Below are 20493 nucleotides of genomic sequence, written 5' to 3'. Positions count from 1 at the left end.
TCTGCAATCTGAATGAACGATATTTACAACTATATAATTTCTGAATTAAAGCCATACGAAAAATATGGCTCTATAGTTCAAGAAAACGGAACGAAACTTATTGGAAAAGCACCTCACATCGCACCTTTAGCTTGGTTGCATTCTATTTACAAAGGGCTTGAAATTAGTGAAATAAGGGAAATTGAATCAAAACTGGATATTGAATTGCCTAAAGATTATTCAGAATTTTTAAAACTATGTAACGGGTTGAAATTATTTAATACCACATTGAGTTTAAATGGAAGAAGAACAAGCTACGATAGAAAAGCGGAAATAAATGCTCGTCAACCTTTCGATTTAAGTACAAAAAATATCTATGAAAGACCAAAGAACACAAACTCCGAACATTTCTTTTTTGGAAGCTATTTCAGTGATGGTTCTTTAGTTTTAATTGATAAATCAACAAACAAAGTTATTCGAACTGATAGAAATAAATTCAGAGTTTTGAATTCTTGGACGAACTTTAATGAGTTTTTAAAAAAAGAAATTATTAGATTAAAAAAACTTCATAATGAAGATGGAACATTAAAAAATGGAATTGACAATACAACTCCTAAAAGTGAATTTAAAAACAAAGGATTTTGGAATAATCTGAAATCAATAATAAATAAAAGAAACAGCAGATAACAATGGGTATATTGCATAGCTTCCAAATGTCAGCTACGACAACATACCCAAACCGTTGCCATTCATTGTAGAACGAACTCAAAACATAAAAAAACATGAATAAAACAAGAATACTTGGATTAGGAATACTAGTTGTTGGAATCATAATTTCCTTCACATTGGAAAACGACGCTGTTAATTTTATTTCTAGTCTTTTAATTGGTGCTGGAATTGGATTATTTCTAACAGGAAAATTCGGAAAAAAAGAATACAGCTGAATATGATATGTATTAAGTTACGGAATTGCTTACTCGAATGGAATTGAAAATGTTTCGGAATAGTCCTTCGATCGAATTGATTGACATCTACTAAATGAATAAAATAACGAAATGGCAACAATATGTATAATTAATTGCTTGTATATAGCCTATATATAATATTATTATCACGGATTTTCTATTCGGATTGTATTTACTAAATTCGATGCTTTAACCAAGCAACTAACCATACACAAACCGTTGGCAAACATATAATGAGCGTAACAAAAAATTTAATATTAATTATTTTTATAGTATTACCTATAATAAATTTTGCACAAGAAAATTCTGAATTTAATTGTGTAGATAAATTTGAGAATCTAGAAACAGAAGTTAAATTTCAAAAAACTGTATCATACAAGGTAATTTCATCTAAAAAATTATATACCAAAGAAAGTTTTGAATTTAGTAAAGGAATAGTATTGATTTCTAATTTAAACAATGATTTGACTACTAAAGAACTTGCAAAAACTATTACTACTATTGGTGTTAAAAATAAGTTAAGTAAAATTATTGCTTTTAAATCCTGTAAAGCAGTTGAAATTTATTTTAAAGTAATGAAACCAACAATCGAACAAAAAAATATCTCGAGAAAAATTTAATTGGAAAAATAGATATAGACATCAATAAATCTCTAAGCAAAAAAGAGAGAAGAAAGAATAAGAAAAAAAGAGACTTTATTGAATCAATCGGAATTGAGATTTGTGAAATATTGAATAAAGAAGAAATTGAAGACTTTAGCAATGAAAAACTTTCTAATGCTGTTGTTCCAAAAATATCTGAGAATGTAGAAAAAATGATGAAAATTTATGATTTATCTTTTGAAGTAAGTTCAGATTTATTTATGAAAGATTTGACATTTTATTTAATAGACAATTGTAAAATAGTCAATGAATTTGCAAATAAAAAAGAGTAATACGTCTGCCAACAATGCATAACCGCAATTACGGCGGATTGGACTAGCTCTAATCTCACTCGGAATTGCAAAAGTCCATGCCAAACCTAAAATAAACGCATATAAACCCGTAACTGACGGTTATACTAACCGTTGCCATATTTCAGGACTAGACATTAGAATGAACCAAACCGATTTTGAAATAAATATTATTCGTCAACATTGGATAAAAGATGACGGAAAGGATGACAAGGAAGACCTTTGCTCTCATGGAGAAATATATATCCGAATTGGAACCGAAGAAATTTCAACTAAAGACTCTGATTCATGGACTTTAAGTGTTACAGGTTTGTATCTTCTAAGGTCTTTGGAACAAGACTGTGAGTTAAACCAATTTTCCAATCAACTTGCTCCTTGTTGTGGACACTTTATGATTCCTGATGAAGACCGGAATAATTATGTTGTCATAATGGGGTGCCCAAGCGGAATTGATTGGAAAATCAAGCACTTTAATGAAGAAGTAATTTTTGAATCGGAAAAAAGAACTAAAGGAAAGTTGGCTTTTAATGATTACAAGAAAAAAGTAATTGACTTCACGAATGAAATTGAAAAATTCTATGGAAACCCAAAAGATAAAATTGTACCTGAAGATGAATTTGATAAAAATGCATTCAATCAGTTCTGGGCTGAATGGGCAGAATTAAAAACAAAGTGGAAATAAACTGTACACAACACTATATATAGCAAATAGGGCGTTCAGTGGTTAAAGAAAGTTCGGTGCTAATGATAAACATTGCCAAATCGTTGATTTGGCTTTTAAGAATGAAAAAATTAAAAACAAAATACAACGTTTTGGCTCAGTGCAAACTCGAAAGTTTATCGCTTTCTATTGCCCTACTTACCATATACTAACCGTTGTACACAACACCAAAAAATGCCAAGAATAGAACTTAAAACCGAAATAAAAGCTGATAGAAATATCGTATTTGACCTATCTCGAAGTATTGATTTACACAAAATATCGACCTTACATACTAACGAAGAAGCAATCGCAGGAAAAACTAGCGGATTAATTGGATTGAATGAAAGTGTGACATGGCGAGCAAAACATTTCGGAATTTATCAAAAACTAACTTCTAAAATAACTGAATTTGATAAACCGAATTACTTTACTGATGAAATGGTTAAAGGAGCGTTTGCGGAATTTAAACACCAACATCATTTTACTGAATTAAATGGAGGAACTTTGATGACAGACTTTTTTGATTATAAATCGCCTCTTGGTCTATTTGGGAAGTTGGCAGATAAGCTTTTTCTAAAAAAATATATGACTGACTTATTAATCAAAAGAAACTTGATAGTAAAAGAGTTTGCGGAATCTAATAAATGGAAAGAGTTATTAAATTAAAAATAGTACTGTGTACAACACTGTGTAAAATTAATTGCTATTGCAGATCTTATTACTTTAAATCTTGCCTGCTTTTATATTCGGTTTGCTTTTGCTAAATTCGGTTCTTAAATCACGCAACTAACATTACACAAACCGTTAGGCACAATTAAACAACATATATGAATTGGAAATTTTGGAAAACTCAATTGGAACCGTTGAAGGAACGGAATATTGATGAAATAAAAAGAATATGCAAAGTTCTTTTCATTGACGACAAGGCCTTTCCTGTGGTCGATATTGTCAAGGATGCAGGCTGGATAAACACAATTCGAATTAAAGATGCAAACTCCCTGGAGCAAATGGAAATTAGAGAGGCTCATATCTTAATAGTAGATATCCAAGGGGTTGGAAAAAAACTAAAATTTAAGGATGAAGGACTTGGGCTTATTCTGGCCTTAAAGCAAAAATACCCCAATAAGAGAGTTATCGTTTATAGTGCTGAAGACCAGGGAAAAATACAAGCATTCCATGCAGGAATAGATGCAGCAGATAAAAGATTAAGTAAGCAAGCTGACCCGTACGAATTTCAAGTTGCAATCGAACAATATGCAACGGAATTATTCTCTCTTGACCAATGCATTAAAAGGATTCAGAATCAGATAATTAAAGAGTTTGGAAGGACAATGGAGAGTGAAAAGGTAATTGCTAATATGAATACACTTTACCAAAAGCAAGATTACTCAACTAATAAAGTCGCCAAGGTCTTTAATATTCAGAATGGAGCAGCCATTTCAAACATTATTCAATTATACTTTACTGTTGCTGGATGAAATATGTAATCGTCAATAAATCTGGAATAGTAGCTTTGTCTAACCTAAACGATGAGAAACTCATTTCAGAAATCCAAAAATGTCAAAAAGAGTTCGAAAGAGTAAAATGTCCCATTTCGGGAAAGTATAGAAGACAGGGACTACTGTCTCTTCCAAATCATAATATCTTCATTTCTACCGATGAAGATATTACTAACAAGATTTTCAAACATAAACTATCTGGAGTTAAAATTCTTGGCGATTTACTGGATAATGATATTACAAGAGTTAAGCATATTGAGAGTCAAAAAACGAGACGACTCAAACACAATCTAATAAATCACAACTCAAATATTCTGCAAGAATTATTTAAACTAATTCCACAAGACGCCTTTAAAGCTCAGGCTAACCATGTTGATATTATCCAAAAACTCATTTCCTCTAATCCAAGAAAGGGAGCTTTTACGTATTTAAAAGTTCTAAAAAGTGCAAACCTCATGAAAGCGGAATTCGAGGTTTATGAAATGTTCAATACAGTTAACCCTTATTTAGACTTTCTAAATCATCCAATTCACAAAATATTGGTTCTTACTCTAAATCCTTTTTGGTTAGACCTAGTGGAACAAAATGTGAATATTAACATAGCGCCATGTTTTGATAAAGTATATGTGGATTACAAGTCGATTTCAGTTGCACTATCACATGTTTTTGACAATATTGCTAAGTATGTCATGCCACATTCAGATTTAGTAATATCCTTCCAAAATGAAGCAGGTTTTGTTTGTGTTCAAATGAATATGCAAAGCTTGAAAGTCGAGGAAAACGAAATACAAGAATTATTTACTGAAACAAAATCGGGTAAATGGGCTAAAGAGTTAGAATTAGATGGTGATGGAATTGGAATGTTTGCAATAAATAAATTGATAACCCTTAATGAAGGTTCAGTAGAGTTTATAAAGGATTTTAATGGTAGAGGGCAAATTTTAATAGATGGGGTACCATATGAAAATAACCAATTAATTATAAAACTTAAAAAAAGTGCCTAACAACACCTATACACAATGCCCTTCGGGACACTGCGCATAGCCAAACCGTTAGCCTTCATAAAAGATAAGAATGTATATACACAGAATTATAATAAAAAAGTTTAGGCACTTAGAAAATGAAGAACTAGGGCCTTTTAATTTTAATAATAAATCATCGGACCTAACTGTTTTTGCAGGTCCAAACGGGAGTGGGAAAAGCTCTGTTTTAGAATTGATTGGATATGCTTTGTCAAGCTCTTATTCTTTGGGTTGGCAATTATCGAGAACCTTTAACGGTTTTTCTTTTGAATTATCATTAGGTCTGAACCCCGAGGAAAAGGAAATTATTGTTGATTCTTTACGTGAAGAATTAAAAGATATAGAGCAAAGAATAGCATCAGGAATTGAAGAAATTGATAAAAAAGAAGGGATTGTAGAAGCTGTTAAAGAAACTCAGAAAAATCAATTTATTGAACAAACTAAAAGACCTCACAAACATCAATATGATATATTAGAATATCTCAAGAATTCTAATTTTTATTTCCGAGCATTTGAATTCAATGAGGGCGAATATGCTAAGAACCCAACTCTTCATAATCAAATTCACAGTTATGTGACTCGAGAGTTAAAAGACAAACTAAAAAGGTCTTTAGGTTTCTTTCTTAGGGCAGATAGAAATTACCCTCAAAAAGGGTTTGACAGAAAAAAGATTTTCTCATTTGATAGTGTTAAAAGAAAAGAGCATTTATGGTCAATGGCTTTCAATACTAGTGAGATTCAATATCAGGACATGTATGAATTTCTTGTCCAACAGCGCTATCATTACTTGAGAGAATTAGGGAACTACCATAATCAGAAGAATAAAGGAGTAGAAGTGCCAGCAGAGGAGCCTTCTGATCCAATAAAACCTTATGAAAAGCTTTTGAACAAGCTTTTCCCTGATTACAAGTTTGCAGACATGAATGAATCTATTCCGTCAAACCTATTCATTGAACTTCCATCAAAGGAAATAATCACATTTAATGATTTATCATCAGGTGAAAAAGAGGTATTCTTTATTCTGTCTTTCTTCATTAGACATAATGTCGAAAACGCCATTATTGTTATTGATGAGCCAGAATTGCATCTACACCCTGAACTTTCAAGACTTTTAATACGCAATATAAAGTCTATTAGGAACGGTAATCAAATTTGGATTGCAACACACAATCCAGAAATAATTGATGAAGCTGGAAGAGATAAAGTTGTTTATGTTGCAAGAGATTTATCGACTCGCAAAGCAAAATTTGTCAGTGGCGATAAAGAAGATGATGTCATAATTCAACTTAAAAACTTGTTTGGTTATTCTGGATATATCGGTGTCTCGCGAAAATTAGTCTTCTTAGAAGGTGATAACTCAAGTCCCGATAGAAAGTTTTATAGCACCCTGTTTCCTAAAAGCAACTCAGATTTTAAACTAATACCATCTAATGGTAGTGATAATTTAAACAGGATAAATAGTGCAATAATGTCAATAATGGATTCCAATTTAGGTTGGATGACCTTCTTTTTAATAAGAGATAAGGATTACTTGACTGAAGAAATGGTCACAAAATATCGTTCTCACTCTTCGGGAAAAGTATTCGTTTTACAAAAACATGAAATCGAGAATTATTTAATTGATGTATCACTAATTAAGTCTGTACTTCTTGAAATTTTTGGAGTTGACAAATCGGAAGAAGAAATATTGAGTTTGCTATATCAGACGGCTCTTAATTTATCATCCCAAGTAATAAGGGATATGATAAGCTTTAGGTTAAATCTTAGTCTTAATCCTCAAGATTTTTCCATTGGCAAAGTTCTAAATGGTAATTCATATTTCAATCAAAATGGTTCCGAACTAGAGATCAATGAAGATAAAAGCAATGTTATCGAAACTAAGTTTATTGAAACTTCCGAAAAAATAGGAACCTCATTAGCATCCTCTTTAACATCAGAATCCATTAAAGAAGTAATAAATAATTGTGAAACAGAAGTTCAGAACAGCTTATCAAATAATGAATGGCTCAGTCTTTTTCCTGGGAAAGAATTACTCGAAGGTTTGGCTAAAAGACTTGGGATTTCTAATTATATAAGTTTCCAAAACTCACTTATCAAAGAATTTTCATCACACCCTGAGAAAGTGGATGCTGAATTAAAGGAAATATTTAAGAAAATAAACGAAGGCTAACAAGGTGTATAGTGCATACCCTTCGGGATACGCACCATACACGGACCGTTGTGTGCTATACTAAATAAATACTCAAGAATTGAATAAACTTCTAAAATATAGAGAAAAACTTAATTTAACTCAAGAAGAGTTAGCCGAAAAATCGGGTGTTTCAACGAGAACCATCCAACGAATTGAAAAAGGAATAGAGCCAAAAGGATATACTTTAAAAGTTTTGGCAGAAGCATTGGGAATAGATCAAAAGTATTTACTTAATAAACCTGAAGTTTCCACTGAAATAGCTATTAGTGTTATTAAATTAATAAACCTTTCATCATTACCTTTTGTCGTCCTTCCTTTAGGGAGTATTATAGCTCCCTTATTATTAATGGTAATTAAAAAGCAATTTGATCCACTCGCTAAAAACATTATTTCGATACAAATAGTTTGGTTTATCTGTTCGGTAATAATCTTTTTTTTCTTGGTTTTATTTGTTAAAAATAGCCCTATTGTATTATTTCTGTTTTTTACCATTGTGATAAATATTACTATCATTCTAATTAATGCGTTTTCATTGACAAAAAAACAAAAATTATATATCTCACTCAATAACAGCATAATATAACAACTGTCATGTAAGTGTCATATATTTGTCAGGTATATTTTTGCTTCTTTTTTATGGATTTGATGAGATTTGTTATCTCAAACATCACTAAAAATTCAAAATGAAAACACATCAACTATTTTTTGTAATCTTATTAATTCTTACAGTAAAATACAGTATTGCTCAAGTCGAAAAAAAATCTGATTTATTTATTCAATTAAAAAAACAGATAGTTTAATGTTTAAGGAAGGCTTTAATAAGTGTAATTACGCTGCTTTAAAAAAAGTACTTCATCAAGATTTAGAGTTTTTCCACGACTTAGGTGGTACTCAAAATTTGGAACAGTTTTATGACGCTTTTTCAAAAAATATCTGTGGTAATTCAAATTATAAACCAATACGAAAATTACTGCTTGAAACCCTTGAAGTGTATCCTTTAAAAAATAATGGGAAATTATATGGTGCTATTCAAAAAGGGGTACATAATTTTTATATTAGAGAACCAAACAAAGAGCCTTATATAACAGGTTATGCTAAATTTATAACCACTTGGGTTTTAGAAAATGGAGCCTGGAAAGCTAAACGAATTTTTAGCTATGACCATAAGCCTGTAAAAGATTATGGTAAAAAATTCAATGCTAATTATGCGCTTCCTTTGTTTGATAATGACCGAAAAATAGAAAAATTATTAATAAAACACAAAATTCCATCTATAGCAATAGGACTCATTAAAAATGGTAATCTTCAACAAATACGAACATTTGGAAATAAAAAGTCAAGTAAACCAATCTCGAATAGCAGTATTTATAAAGTTGCCTCTTTAACAAAACCAATCACTGCCTTTGTTGTATTAAAACTTATTGATGAAGGCGTTTGGAGTTTAGACGAACCTGTTTCAAAATATTTTATAGATGAAGACATAAAAGATAGTAACCATTTAAATAAGCTAACGACAAGGCATATTTTATCTCACCAATCAGGTTTTCCGAACTGGAGATATTTAACAGATGATAACAAGCTATTTTTTCAATTTGAACCAGGAACAAAATGGCACTATTCTGGAGAAGGCTTTGAGTACTTGCGTAAAGCAATTGAAAAAAAATTGAACCGTCCTTTTGAAAAAATTGCACAAGAAAAATTATTTGATCGTATAGAAATGCAGAATACTCATTTTTATTGGTCAGAAAAGATGGATGAAAATCAATATGCAGCGGAACATGATGAAAACGGAAAACCGATAAACTATGAAAAATATACTACTGCAAATGCTTCAGCAAATTTACTAACGACAGTAGAAGATTATTCTAAATTTTTGATTCACATTTTAAATGGAGCTAATCTGTCAGAAAAAACGTATCGAGAATTTTTAAAAGTTCAAGCACACGAAAAAGAGGGAATTGATTGGAGCTTAGGAATGCAAATGCTATCTGACTTACCAAATAATGAAACAGCATTTATGCACACTGGTGGCGATTATGGTATAAAAACAATAGCTATCATCTTTAAAAACTCTAAAGATGGATTAGTATTATTTGCAAATTCAGAAAACGGAATGGTTTTATGGCAGAAAATTATATCTGAATATTTTAGAGAGACTGGAGAAGAAATAGGGAGAAGGAATTTGGAATAGACTAAAAAAGTACGGCACACAACACGAGGGTATAGTTTATTATGGTTATATGATTAATTTGAAAAAGTAAATGCTTAACTAAAGTTTGTGTTTTGTTTGCTAACTTTATAGCTAAAATATCACAACAAACCATACCCCAAGCGTTGGCTGTAATTTGAAGAATTTCGTAAATGGCAAAAATATACGGAACAATAGAATCACTAAAATCCTTAAAATCAGAATTAGAAAATAAGGGAATTTCCAGATTTAACTCTGTAAAAGAGATTAATGATTTTTTGTCAAATTACAGTAGGGAAAAACTCACTATTCTAAATAATGCATCTGATATATTAGAAAAAGAATACTTTGGAACTTGTACCAACCTAAAACAAAGAGTGCGGAACAAAGCTGAACGAATCAATTTAGAAACTGAAAAAATAAATAATCGAATTTTTGACTTACAAACAAAAATTGATTCCTTTAATGGTAAGGATACTAAATTTCTGAAAAAACTAATCTCAAGTATAAGAGTATATTTTCTAAGAAATAAATCTAATTATTTAATAAAAAATAAGCCTGAACAAATAAGATCATCAGTAAAAGACATCTCTAGAAATATTGAAAGTGATAAACTTTTTATAAAACAATACGAAACTGAAAAACAAAACTTGATTGAAAAAAGAGCAAAATCTAAAATCGAAAAATTAGAATATACTCGCAATGTTTTAGAAAACTCAAAAAATCTAATTTCAGGAGCAATTGGAGAAAATTTAGTTGTAAAAGAAATTAAAAAACTTTCAGATGATTATGTTCTGATTAATGACTTCAATTTGAGTTTTTCTCGTCCAATTTTTCACAAAAAATATAATCAGAGAATCTATTCCATACAAATTGACCATCTTTTAATTTCAAAAGCAGGAATTTTTATAATAGAAACAAAAAACTGGAGCAAATCATCTGTCAATTCTATTAGTTTAAGGTCGCCAATTGAACAAATTGAAAGGTCGAATTTTGCTCTTTATGTCTACATTTCGGAAAATATAACTTTAAATGAACACCATTGGGGAGAACAAAGGGTGCCAATTCGAAATCTTATCGTAATGATTAATAATAAACCGAGTGGTCAATTTAAATACGTTAGTGTAAAACTGCTGAGAGAATTAAATGATTATATAAAATACTTTGAACCTGTTTTAACAGATAAACAATTTAATAGAATAGTAACTGAATTAAAATAAATTAAAAACTACAGCCAACACCGTGTATAATTCATTGCTAGTTAGTGTCTACTTGCGAAAGTCCTAGCGGGCTTCCTATCTGTGTTTTATTTGCTAACTTTAGTACTTAAACAACGCAACGAGATCATACACCAATACGTTGGCAACAAGCTGAAAACCGAAAATTATTGAGAAAAACGATTTATATAATAGCATTGATTTTATTAATAATCGGAATACTATTGTTTGAATTTATGCCTTTCAATTCAATGGTCAGTTTGAAATATGAAACACGTGAATTGACTGATTGTGTTTCTGTCGTTTCAGGAATTAATTTATGTCGAGCAATCAAAACATTTCACGTTTTAGCAATTTTTTGCGGACTGACTTTTATTGGACTTTTAATTTATCGCAAACGGATTTTGAAAAATTGAGAATTATAAGAAAAACATTGACCATAATAACCTTAATCCAATTATCAAGTTGCGGAGTAAAAGAAATGGAATTCGAAAAATCTAAATGGAATGAGAGATTTGACGGATATTATGAATATAGAGAAAATATGGTTAAAGACTTAATGGAAAATCATCTTGAAAAAGGAATGGAATTAAACAGAGTCATTGAATTGTTGGGAGAACCTGGAAACTATCACAACAAAAAAGAGAACGAGATAATTTATGAAATAATGGTTGACCATGGTTGGAACATTGACCCAATGGAAGGAAAAGAATTGCATATTGAATTTGACAAAGATTCAATAATAACTAACTATAAATTAAACCATTGGGAACATTGAAAAAAAGCCAGTTGCCAACAAAGAACTAAGATAAAAATCCTGCAATTTACAACTACAGTACTTTTATATTCTCCATTGTAAGGAATAGCGTTTTTAACTATAGAAAATGCTGTCGCTGAAAGGGTAAATGGCATATTAAAAGATGAGTTTTACTTAGATCAAACCTTTGATAATGTGATACATGCAAAAAGAGCTACAAAAAGTGCAATCAATCTATACAACCAAATAAGATTACACGTATCTTTAGACTATAAAACACCAAATATGGTATACAAATTAACAGCCTAAATCAATTTTTAACCTGTAGTCATATTTCAGGACTAGACATTAAAAAAACAGATGAAAAATAAACTACTAGCGGTAATATTATTTTTTGGTGTATTATCTCTCAATGCACAAGAAATAGATGACAATCAAAATGACTCTATAAGACGAGCAAAGTTTAACGACTTTATTGGTAAAATAGTTGGAACGAATACGGAAACACCAAAATCGAGTTTCATCTTTGATATAACTAAAAGTCCTGAATTGAATTTCAATATTCCTTTAAATAAAGGAGTTTTTAATCAATTCTATATTGATGGTAAAATAGCTTCTTCAAATGATTATACTCCTTTAGTGAAAAAAGGCGAATGGCTGCCTGATTTAGGAATAAACATTAACTATACTAAATTCTTAACTACAACCACAAAATTCTATACGTCTGATATTAACAGCCGATTTAATGGTGACATAGATAAAGCGACCATTGATGAAGCTTCACAATTATTTTGGTCTTGGGTAAACTTTAAAGCAGGATATAATTATTCAACACTAGAGACTTACAATGGAGATTTAACATTATTGAATAAAGACAAATTTTCAGAAGAGAATTTAAATAGCTTCGTAGCAAAGACTGACCTAAATTTTTTCTTCTATCCTTCTAAATCTAAAATCAAATGGTTATCTATCAACGGAAAAGTAGGGTTTGACTTTAAAACAAATGACAATAATTACTCATCCCTACCATCAGTAAATATTAGAGAAATTGAAACAATTATAGATGCTAATGGGAATATAACTGAAGTTTCATCAGATGAAAAAAATGTAAGACAAGGGACTATAAAAATTAAAAATTCGTCAAGCATTAATTACAATTTAATGGCTCTTATTTCTCCAGCGAAAGATTTCTATATTGGACTCAGTACTTATGGAAAACAAACTTTAACAAAAGAATTAAAATCAACCGATATTGGATTTGGACTAACTATTCCAATTACTAAGAAAAAAGGAACTGATAAGACACTTGCAAGTTTCACATTAAAATATGACATTCCTGATCTCAATAATGATCTTAGTAATCTGGATTTAAAAGAAAAAGGAACATTAGGATTTTCAATAGGTTTACCAATCAATATATTTGGAAATAACTAATGCCAACAATGGCTATAATTAATATGGGTTTTGGTGCTGGACACAAAAAGTACAAAGCTTTTAAACTATGTACGCCAAATCTTTTGATTATGCTTTAAAATGAAAAAGATAAAACAAAATAAAAAGTTTTGGCTAAGTGCTTAAATCGAAAGTTCACTACTTTTAATTCCCTTGCTAAACATAGCCTAGACCGTTGTTTACCATTAAAAAAAAGCCATCCGCACAGTAAAGCATATTTCATTTTGCTAGTGCCTCAAAAAATAAAAAGAGCTTGCCTTTTCCCATCGCTCATTACTGTTTAATGATAATTTTTATACTCATTTAGTGAGTGTTTTAAAATTGTTGACTACATTAGTTGACTGAATTAAATAATTCAAAAAATGAACCGAATAAAAGAGGTTTTAGAAGAAAAAGAAATCAAACAAATCTGGTTGGCTGAACAATTGGGAAAGAGTTACAATATGGTACACTCTTATGCTCAGAACAAAAGACAACCAAGTTTAGAAGACTTATATAAGATTGCAGAAATATTAAATGTAGACATTTCAGAACTACTTGTCTCAAATACGAATAAGAAATAAAATATGGCTAAAAAAAAGCAAAAAACTACTGATACACAAAACCTAGAATCAATCCTGTTTAATTGCAGAGAGTATTTACGAAGTAATGCTTCACTAAATGATAAAAGAGATTTACTATTAACGCTCGTTTTTATGCGCTTCATTGGTGAGAAGTTTGAAAACACTCAAAATGAAATGAGGCAAGAATGTATTGATAACGGAATTACAGATGAAGAAGTAATAAAATCTTTCCTTAATAGCCCAAGCAGATATAAAGGGATAGCCTATGTTCCTGAAGCTGCTCGTTGGAATACAATTATGGAAAAGCCTGGAGCAAAATTGAATGCTGCGTTAGATGATGCAATTCAAGAACTTGAGAATAGTGGTGATGAGTTAAAAGGCTGTATTCGTATTGGTTTGTTTACTTCAATAAATCTCGATGCCAATGTGATTAAAAAGGTTGTTGACGAGGTAAACAAAATATCTCACAAAACCTTTGGAGAGGAGAAAGATTTAATTGGTCGTGTGTATGAATATTTCCTAAAGTCCTTTGCAGTAAATGCAACCAAAGAAGAGGGCGAGTTTTATACGCCACACGATATAGTGGAGTTAATAGCTGCTTTTATTGAGCCGTATGATGGAACGCTTTACGACCCTTGTTGTGGTTCTGGAGGTATGTTTATTCAGTGTGTTAAGTATGTAGAAGCTAAACAAGGTGATATAGAAAAGGTAAATGTTTATGGGCAAGAACGAGACCCAGCTACGTATCGTTTGGCAAAAATGAACCTTGCTATGCGTGGTATCTCACATCATCTAGGTGAGCAAAATGCTGATACACTTTCTAATGACCTACATAAAGGTTTAAGTTTTGATTTTATAATGGCAAATCCACCATTTAATCTTAAAAAATGGTACAACCCAAATTTAAGTAACGATAGTCGTTGGGCAGATTATACTACACCACCTGCAGGTAATGCAAACTATGCTTGGATATTACATATGCTCTCTAAATTAAAAGCGGGTAAAGGTATAGCAGGTTTTCTGTTGGCTAATGGTGCTTTAGGCGATGACGATGCTATTGCAATTCGTCAAAAACTCATTGAAAATGACAAAATAGAAGCCATTGTGGTACTGCCACGAGATTTGTTTTATACCACCGACATATCTGTAACATTGTGGATTTTGAATGAAAACAAAAAAGGTGGTACTTGGCACGACCGCAAATTACGTAACAGAGAAAATGAGATTCTCTTTATGGATTTGCGCCAATGGAGAGAAAACCCAGTAAAAAAAGAACAAAAAAAGAAAATAGAGTTAAAAGCCGACCAAATAAAACGAGCTACCAACATCTATTTTAATTGGCAAAGTGAAGGTACAGAAGGTGCAAACTATGCAGAGCCTGAACAATACCGTTCAGTAGGTATGAAAGAGTTAGAAGATAAGGAATATTCACTTGTACCAAGCCGATATATTGAATTTGTTGATCGTGACTCAAAAATCAATTATGACGAAGTACTCACCGAAACAGCCTCAACTGTTTCCAACCTACTAAAGCGTCAAGAAGAAAATGATAAAACGCTTCGTAATGCACTAAAACAGTTGGGCTATGAGTGTTAATAAAGTCAAGACTAAAATGGTTCGACTTGGTGACTATATCGAGGTTTATGACTCAAAGAATATCAAAAATTTAGACTTGCCTTTTTTCGGTATAAATAAGGATAAAACCTTTATGCCTACAGTAGCGGATACGAATGGATTAGATAGATCTAAATATAAGATTATCGAGAAAGATGTATTCGTGTTTAGTGGGATGCAAACAGGGCGTGATGTTTGTATTCGTTTAGCTCTGTATGGAAAGGATGATTCTATATTAATCTCACCAGCCTATACTACATTCATCGTAAGAGATAAATCAGAACTATTACCAGAATATTTATTCATTCAGTTTAATCGATTTCAAATGGATAGGTATGGATGGTTTCTAAGTGATGGCAGTGTTCGTTCTAATCTTGACTGGGATGTATTTTGTGATATTCAAATCCCACTACCAGACATCGACACGCAACAAGAATTAGTCGATACTTATAATGGTCTAAAAGCATTAGCAGAACAGAACGAAGCTTTAATTAATCCACTTAACCAAGCTTGTCAAGCCTATATTGTGGATTGCAAAAAGAAATATCCAGAAGTTGAATTAGGTGAGTATATTGAGGAGTATGATGTAAAAAACTCTGATAATAAAATTAAAACTGTAAAAAGTGTTTCTGTAACCAAGGAATTCAAAGATACTAATGCCAAAGTTGATAAAAATAATCTTCAAGGATATAAATTAGTACCACCAAACTATTTGTCGTATGTGCAAACTACTAAAAATGAGAAATGTTTTGCAAACGCTTTAAATACTTCAGATGAAACATATGTAGTAACACAAGTCAATAAGGTCATTTTCTCTAAAGATAATAATGTATTGAATATTGGTTTTTTACACTTAATTTTTAAAGGTGTTGAATTTGACAGGTATGCACTTTTCAATTCTTGGGGCAGTGCCAGAGAAACTTTTGATTGGGATGAATTACGTAGGGTGAGTATTCCAATTCCACCACCAGAAGTACAACAAGCTATAGTAAACCTCTACAACTGTGCAGAAGAGGCTAAGAAAATAGCAAACGAAGCACGTGAAAATATGCAAACACTTTGCCCTGCATTAGTTCAAAAGGCAATAAACGGATAACCATAAGCGAGAATATTAATATTATGAAAAAAGGGAAGTTTTACGAAAGCGACTACGAAGAGGCTCTTATATACTTATTGGAGCAGCAAGGTTGGACATATATTTATGGTGGTAATATAGCTCGCAATAATCGAGAAGTCTTAATAAGTGATGATTTAAGCACGTATCTAAAAAAGCGATACAGTGAATTAAACGATTCTGATATTGAGGAGATTACAAACAACTTGCGTTACACTAGTGGTCAAACACATTTTGAGTTGCTTCGTAACACCTTTCATTTAATTCGTGATGGCTATCGCTACACTCGTAGTAGTGATGGTAAAATATTCGATATCGAATATCTAGATTTTGAGTTTGGCAACACCAATAATATCTATAGTTGTGTCAATCAATTTGAGGTTGGTTATGGCTTAAAAGCCGACATTCGTATACCAGATGTGTTATTGTTTATAAATGGTATTCCGCTTTGTATTTTTGAACTTAAAAACCCAACCGATGCTAGAGCAACTATTGCAAGTGCTTATGAGCAAATTCACGAAAGATATAAAAGAGACATTCCACATCTTTTACGTTACTGCCCATTATCTTGTATTAGCGATGCAACAGTCAATAATACCAAATTAGGTACTACCTACACACCATATAACCACTACTATGCTTGGAAAAAAGTAAATAATGAAGATGAATCAGCCAAAAAAGGGATAGACCAAATAAAAACTATAGTGGCGGGTGTATATGAACCTAATCGCTTTTTGGAAATCATACGTGACTATGTTTATTTTCCAGATAAAAATTCAGATAAAATTGAAGAGATAGTATGTCGTTATCCTCAGTTTTTTGCCACACGATTGTTAACCGAGAGTGTATTAAAAGCACATTTAGAAAATAGTCGTAAAGGAGGAACTTACTTTGGTGCAACAGGTTGTGGCAAAACCTATACAATGATGTTTTTGGCTCGTCAATTATCCTTACGTTGCAAAGAACTTGGTTCACCAACTATAGTAATGATTGTAGATAGAGACGATTTACAGACACAGGCAGGTAAATTGTTTTTACGTTCAGAAGAATTTTTATCGTTAGGAGCAGCTAAAATAATTAAAGACAGAGAAGACCTAAAAACGGAAATGTCCATTAGAAAATCTGGTGGATTCTTTATCTGCACAATTCAGAAATTTTGTGAAGAGATAGGCGAACTAAATACTCGAAAAAACATAATCTGTTTTTCAGATGAAGCACATCGTACACAAGTAAAATTAAATAAGCAGCTAAAAATAAAGGATAAAAAACCAGAAACTAAAAAAGAGATTTCCTCAGATAATTTAATAGAAACCACAGATAAACAAGATACATCTTTAGGTGCATTTATTACAAAGCCTTATGCGGAGCATCTGCGTATTGCGTTTCCTAACGCTACCTTTGTAGGTTTCACAGGAACGCCACTAGAAGAAACAATCGAAGTTTTTGGTGAGGTTGTAGATAGCTATACAATGCAACAATCTGTAGATGATGAAATTACGGTTGGTTTAAAATACATACCTCGTATAGCAAATGTTACACTAGATAGTCAGAAAGCTAAAGAGATAGACGAGTATTACAAACAATGTGCTGATGAAGGTGCTACCGAAGATGATATAGCAGCTAGTAAAAAAGCAATGAGTGCTATGGAAGTGATTCTTGGTGATGATGAACGTTTAGAGCGTTTAGTCAAAGATATTACAGCACATTACACCAATGCTTGCGAAAACAAAGTAGATGTCGTTCAAAAAGCAATGATTGTATGTAGCAAACGGAAAATTGCGTACCGTTTGTTACAAAAGTTTAGAGCACAAAATCCTGAGTGGTTTGAAGAGAAGAAATCACCAGACGATAGCAAGTTAACAAAGGAAGAACTTAAGAAGCTTCCAGAAATGCCTACCATCGCAATGGTTTCTACTAGAGGAGCTAATGACCCTAAGGATATGTATAAATATTTAGGTGATAAATCTAGAATTAAAAAGCTTGATGATGCATTTAAAATGGAGCATTCAAACTTCCGTATTGTGATAGTTGTAGATATGTGGATTACTGGTTTTGATGTTCCTTGTTTGACCTATTTATACAATGATAAACCACTTCAAAAACAGACGCTTATTCAAACCATTAGTCGTGTAAACCGCAAGTACGAAGGCAAAGAGTTTGGATATGTTATAGACTACATTGGTATTCGTGAAAATATGATGAAAGCAATGCGTAAGTTTGGAGGGAAATCATTTGGTCCGAGCGAGGATGATGTAAAACAGGCTTTGGAGGCTTTAATTATTGAGTTAAAAATAATTAGTGATGTATTTACTGATTTTGATATAACACCATTTACAGCCTCTAACACAACACCATTGGAACGTTTGGAATGTTTGTCTTCGGCAGCAGACTATATAATAACCCTTACTGAACAGCTTAACCTTAGCAACGGAAAAGATAAGCCGAAAACGGTTAGTGTAAAGACCTTTTTTATGGCTCACGTTAGACGATTAAGGACTGCTTATGACATTTGCCAACCATCAAATGTACTTACAGGTGAACAATTATCATTGTCGCAATGTTTTATGGCAGTAGCTTCGTATATCAGAAAAACATCAGGCGATAAACACGATACTGAAAGTATGAATCGCGTAGTTGAAAGAATGGTTGCAGAAGCCTTAAAATGTAACTCAGTTGTAGATATTCTTGATACAGATGTAGAAGAGAATATATTTAGTCCTGAATTTGTAGAGCAACTAGATAACATAAAACTTCCAGCTACAAAACTTGAAGTATTAATTAAGATGCTTCGTAAGTCTATACAAGAATACAAAGACACGAATAAAATAGCAGCAGAAAAATATGAGGAATTGCTAAATAGAACGCTTGAAGAATACCATAATAGAAGAGCAAGTTTGTCTGCTGATGAAGCGTCTTCGACACAAGCAGAAGCAGTAGATTCAATCATTCGAAATGCTACGCAACAGGCATTGGATTTAATGTCTAAATTAGGTGAGGATAAAGATAGCTTTAGAAAACTTGGACTGACTTTCGAGGAAAAAGCTTTCTATGATATTTTGATGCATCTTCGAGACAAGTATAACTTTGAGTTTGGTAAAGATAAAAAAGTAGGTAATTTAATTATAAACGATAAATGTAAAGTCTTGGCTAAGAAAATAAAAGAGTTAATTGATATGCAATCTTCGTTTACTGATTGGCTAAATAATAGTAATGTAAGAGCAGACTTGAATCAAAAAATATTCTTCTGCTTACATAAAAATGGCTATCCACCTCAGCATAATGATGAGGTCTTCGACCAAGTCATGGAACAAGTGGAAAATTTTAAAACCAAATAGAATAAGCCAACGCAAGTTCAAGCACATTTAAAATTTGCTCGTGCCTCACAAATTTAAAAGAGCTTAAACTGCAACGCTAGCAAGTTTTCGGAAAAAAAGCCAGTGTACAACAAAGAACTGAGGCAAAAACCAAGTAAAAAAGCTTTAATTTATAATTAAAGTAATTTTATATTCTTCATTTCATGGGATACCCTTTTTAACCATAGAAAATACTTGTTTTAATAGTTTATTACACACTGCTAATAAGCAAATTTTTTAATTTTCCTTTTGATAACAATTCTATCAATAAGTATCAACCCTACCTATAAACCACAACCTTCACTTCAAAATCGTAATACGCATTTTGTCCCTTAGCGTTTGGAGCCAAGTTTCTAATTGGTAAATAGCGCTTTATTAAACTTGCCTGTAACGCTTGAATATCCTTTTTAGTGGCTGGTTTGTTTTCCTCGGGAGTTAATAAAGTATCCACGATAGAAGCAATTCCAGAACCAATGGTGGCATTGGCAATTCCTGCAAAGGATATTTTATCTTTTGGATTCGATGGAATTTCTGCTTGCTCTTTTTCTGGTTCCTTTCCAACTACCCCAGCTAAAGTATTTTCTTTGGGTTTGGTTTTCGCTTTTCGCCACGCTAGTGATCTACACGAATTAGAACAGTACTTTTGTACTCCTCTTCTATTCGGAGTAAAGTACTCCCCACAATGCTTACAAGTTTGACTCTTTTTCATAATGTATCCGTAAACGAACGTTTATTTACGCTTAATTTTTAGTGAAACACGCTTTTTTATGTTTTTTTTCTACAAAATACCTCTTAGCGTTATAGCTAGTTCTACTCCAATTAAAACACATTTTTCAGTAAATACTGTATGGCCTCGTCTCGGGTTATAATGTTCTTTTTTGCTTTGAGTTTTGGAAGCTTTTTAGCCTGCTGCTCTTTTTCTAG

The 20493-nt window shown here is 31.8% G+C and carries 20 protein-coding genes; 19 read left to right on the top strand and 1 reads right to left on the bottom strand.

Translation table 11 applies throughout. The features are described from left to right. Nucleotides 1-12: 12 nt before the first annotated feature. The 19 genes from BSU00_RS08170 to BSU00_RS08085 all read left to right on the top strand — a co-directional run bounded on the left by BSU00_RS08170 (nt 13) and on the right by BSU00_RS08085 (nt 19551). Nucleotides 13-666, top strand: a complete 654-nt coding sequence (locus tag BSU00_RS08170; protein WP_105003904.1) for an SMI1/KNR4 family protein — start codon at nt 13-15, stop codon at nt 664-666. Between the two features lie 95 nt (nt 667-761). Then, nucleotides 762-923: a hypothetical protein gene (locus tag BSU00_RS12920; protein ID WP_158254408.1), complete on the top strand. Its 162-nt coding sequence runs from the start codon at nt 762-764 to the stop codon at nt 921-923. 254 nt (nt 924-1177) lie between these two features. Further along, the gene (locus tag BSU00_RS08165) at nt 1178-1564 is read left to right on the top strand and encodes a hypothetical protein (protein WP_105003903.1); all 387 of its coding nucleotides are present in this window, start codon (nt 1178-1180) and stop codon (nt 1562-1564) included. Between the two features lie 110 nt (nt 1565-1674). Continuing rightward, nucleotides 1675-1878: a hypothetical protein gene (locus BSU00_RS08160; RefSeq protein ID WP_105003902.1), complete on the top strand. Its 204-nt coding sequence runs from the start codon at nt 1675-1677 to the stop codon at nt 1876-1878. Between the two features lie 160 nt (nt 1879-2038). Then, a complete protein-coding gene (locus BSU00_RS08155; protein ID WP_105003901.1) occupies nt 2039-2578 on the top strand; it encodes a hypothetical protein in 540 nt (179 codons plus the stop codon). 213 nt (nt 2579-2791) lie between these two features. After that, nucleotides 2792-3265 carry an SRPBCC family protein gene (locus BSU00_RS08150; RefSeq protein ID WP_105003900.1) on the top strand — a complete coding sequence of 158 codons (474 nt, stop codon included), beginning with the start codon at nt 2792-2794 and terminating at the stop codon, nt 3263-3265. A 197-nt stretch (nt 3266-3462) separates the two neighbouring features. After that, on the top strand, nt 3463-4077 hold the full coding sequence (locus BSU00_RS08145; RefSeq protein ID WP_146104827.1) for a hypothetical protein: 615 nt from the start codon (nt 3463-3465) through the stop codon (nt 4075-4077). Then, nucleotides 4074-5102, top strand: a complete 1029-nt coding sequence (locus BSU00_RS08140) for a hypothetical protein (RefSeq protein WP_105003898.1) — start codon at nt 4074-4076, stop codon at nt 5100-5102. Before BSU00_RS08145 ends, BSU00_RS08140 begins: the two co-directional genes overlap by 4 nt. Before the next feature lie 70 nt (nt 5103-5172). Further along, nucleotides 5173-7290: an AAA family ATPase gene (locus BSU00_RS08135; protein WP_105003897.1), complete on the top strand. Its 2118-nt coding sequence runs from the start codon at nt 5173-5175 to the stop codon at nt 7288-7290. A 79-nt stretch (nt 7291-7369) separates the two neighbouring features. Next, nucleotides 7370-7894 (top strand): helix-turn-helix domain-containing protein, encoded by a 525-nt coding sequence (locus BSU00_RS08130; protein WP_105003896.1) that lies wholly within the window; start codon nt 7370-7372, stop codon nt 7892-7894. Between the two features lie 216 nt (nt 7895-8110). Next, nucleotides 8111-9502 carry a serine hydrolase gene (locus BSU00_RS08125; RefSeq protein ID WP_105003895.1) on the top strand — a complete coding sequence of 464 codons (1392 nt, stop codon included), beginning with the start codon at nt 8111-8113 and terminating at the stop codon, nt 9500-9502. Between the two features lie 170 nt (nt 9503-9672). After that, complete coding sequence (locus BSU00_RS08120) at nt 9673-10719, top strand: nuclease-related domain-containing protein (protein WP_105003894.1); 1047 nt, start codon at nt 9673-9675, stop codon at nt 10717-10719. 409 nt (nt 10720-11128) lie between these two features. Beyond that, a complete protein-coding gene (locus BSU00_RS08115; RefSeq protein WP_146104826.1) occupies nt 11129-11494 on the top strand; it encodes a hypothetical protein in 366 nt (121 codons plus the stop codon). Between the two features lie 84 nt (nt 11495-11578). Further along, entirely contained in the window at nt 11579-11782 is a 204-nt protein-coding gene (locus BSU00_RS14030; RefSeq protein ID WP_105003892.1) for an integrase core domain-containing protein, read from the top strand. A 51-nt stretch (nt 11783-11833) separates the two neighbouring features. Beyond that, the gene (locus BSU00_RS08105; RefSeq protein WP_105003891.1) at nt 11834-12907 is read left to right on the top strand and encodes a hypothetical protein; all 1074 of its coding nucleotides are present in this window, start codon (nt 11834-11836) and stop codon (nt 12905-12907) included. Nucleotides 12908-13287: 380 nt separating this feature from the next. After that, the gene (locus tag BSU00_RS08100) at nt 13288-13488 is read left to right on the top strand and encodes a helix-turn-helix domain-containing protein (protein WP_199176774.1); all 201 of its coding nucleotides are present in this window, start codon (nt 13288-13290) and stop codon (nt 13486-13488) included. A gap of 3 nt (nt 13489-13491) precedes the next feature. After that, nucleotides 13492-15084: an N-6 DNA methylase gene (locus tag BSU00_RS08095; RefSeq protein ID WP_105003889.1), complete on the top strand. Its 1593-nt coding sequence runs from the start codon at nt 13492-13494 to the stop codon at nt 15082-15084. Then, nucleotides 15074-16198 (top strand): restriction endonuclease subunit S, encoded by a 1125-nt coding sequence (locus BSU00_RS08090; RefSeq protein ID WP_105003888.1) that lies wholly within the window; start codon nt 15074-15076, stop codon nt 16196-16198. The genes BSU00_RS08095 and BSU00_RS08090 overlap by 11 nt, the downstream gene beginning before the upstream one ends. Then, nucleotides 16162-19551: a type I restriction endonuclease subunit R gene (locus BSU00_RS08085; RefSeq protein ID WP_199176773.1), complete on the top strand. Its 3390-nt coding sequence runs from the start codon at nt 16162-16164 to the stop codon at nt 19549-19551. Before BSU00_RS08090 ends, BSU00_RS08085 begins: the two co-directional genes overlap by 37 nt. Before the next feature lie 298 nt (nt 19552-19849). Here the strand turns inward: BSU00_RS08085 and BSU00_RS08080 are convergent, their stop codons facing one another. Further along, nucleotides 19850-20278, bottom strand: coding sequence for a hypothetical protein (locus BSU00_RS08080; RefSeq protein ID WP_105003886.1), 429 nt, complete (start codon nt 20276-20278; stop codon nt 19850-19852). Between the last annotated feature and the right edge of the window lie 215 nt (nt 20279-20493).

This window comes from Tenacibaculum sp. SG-28, assembly GCF_002954385.1.
GTDB lineage: Bacteria > Bacteroidota > Bacteroidia > Flavobacteriales > Flavobacteriaceae > Polaribacter.
Note: the sequence above shows the minus strand (reverse complement) of the source record. Positions and strands in the feature narration are given on the sequence as shown.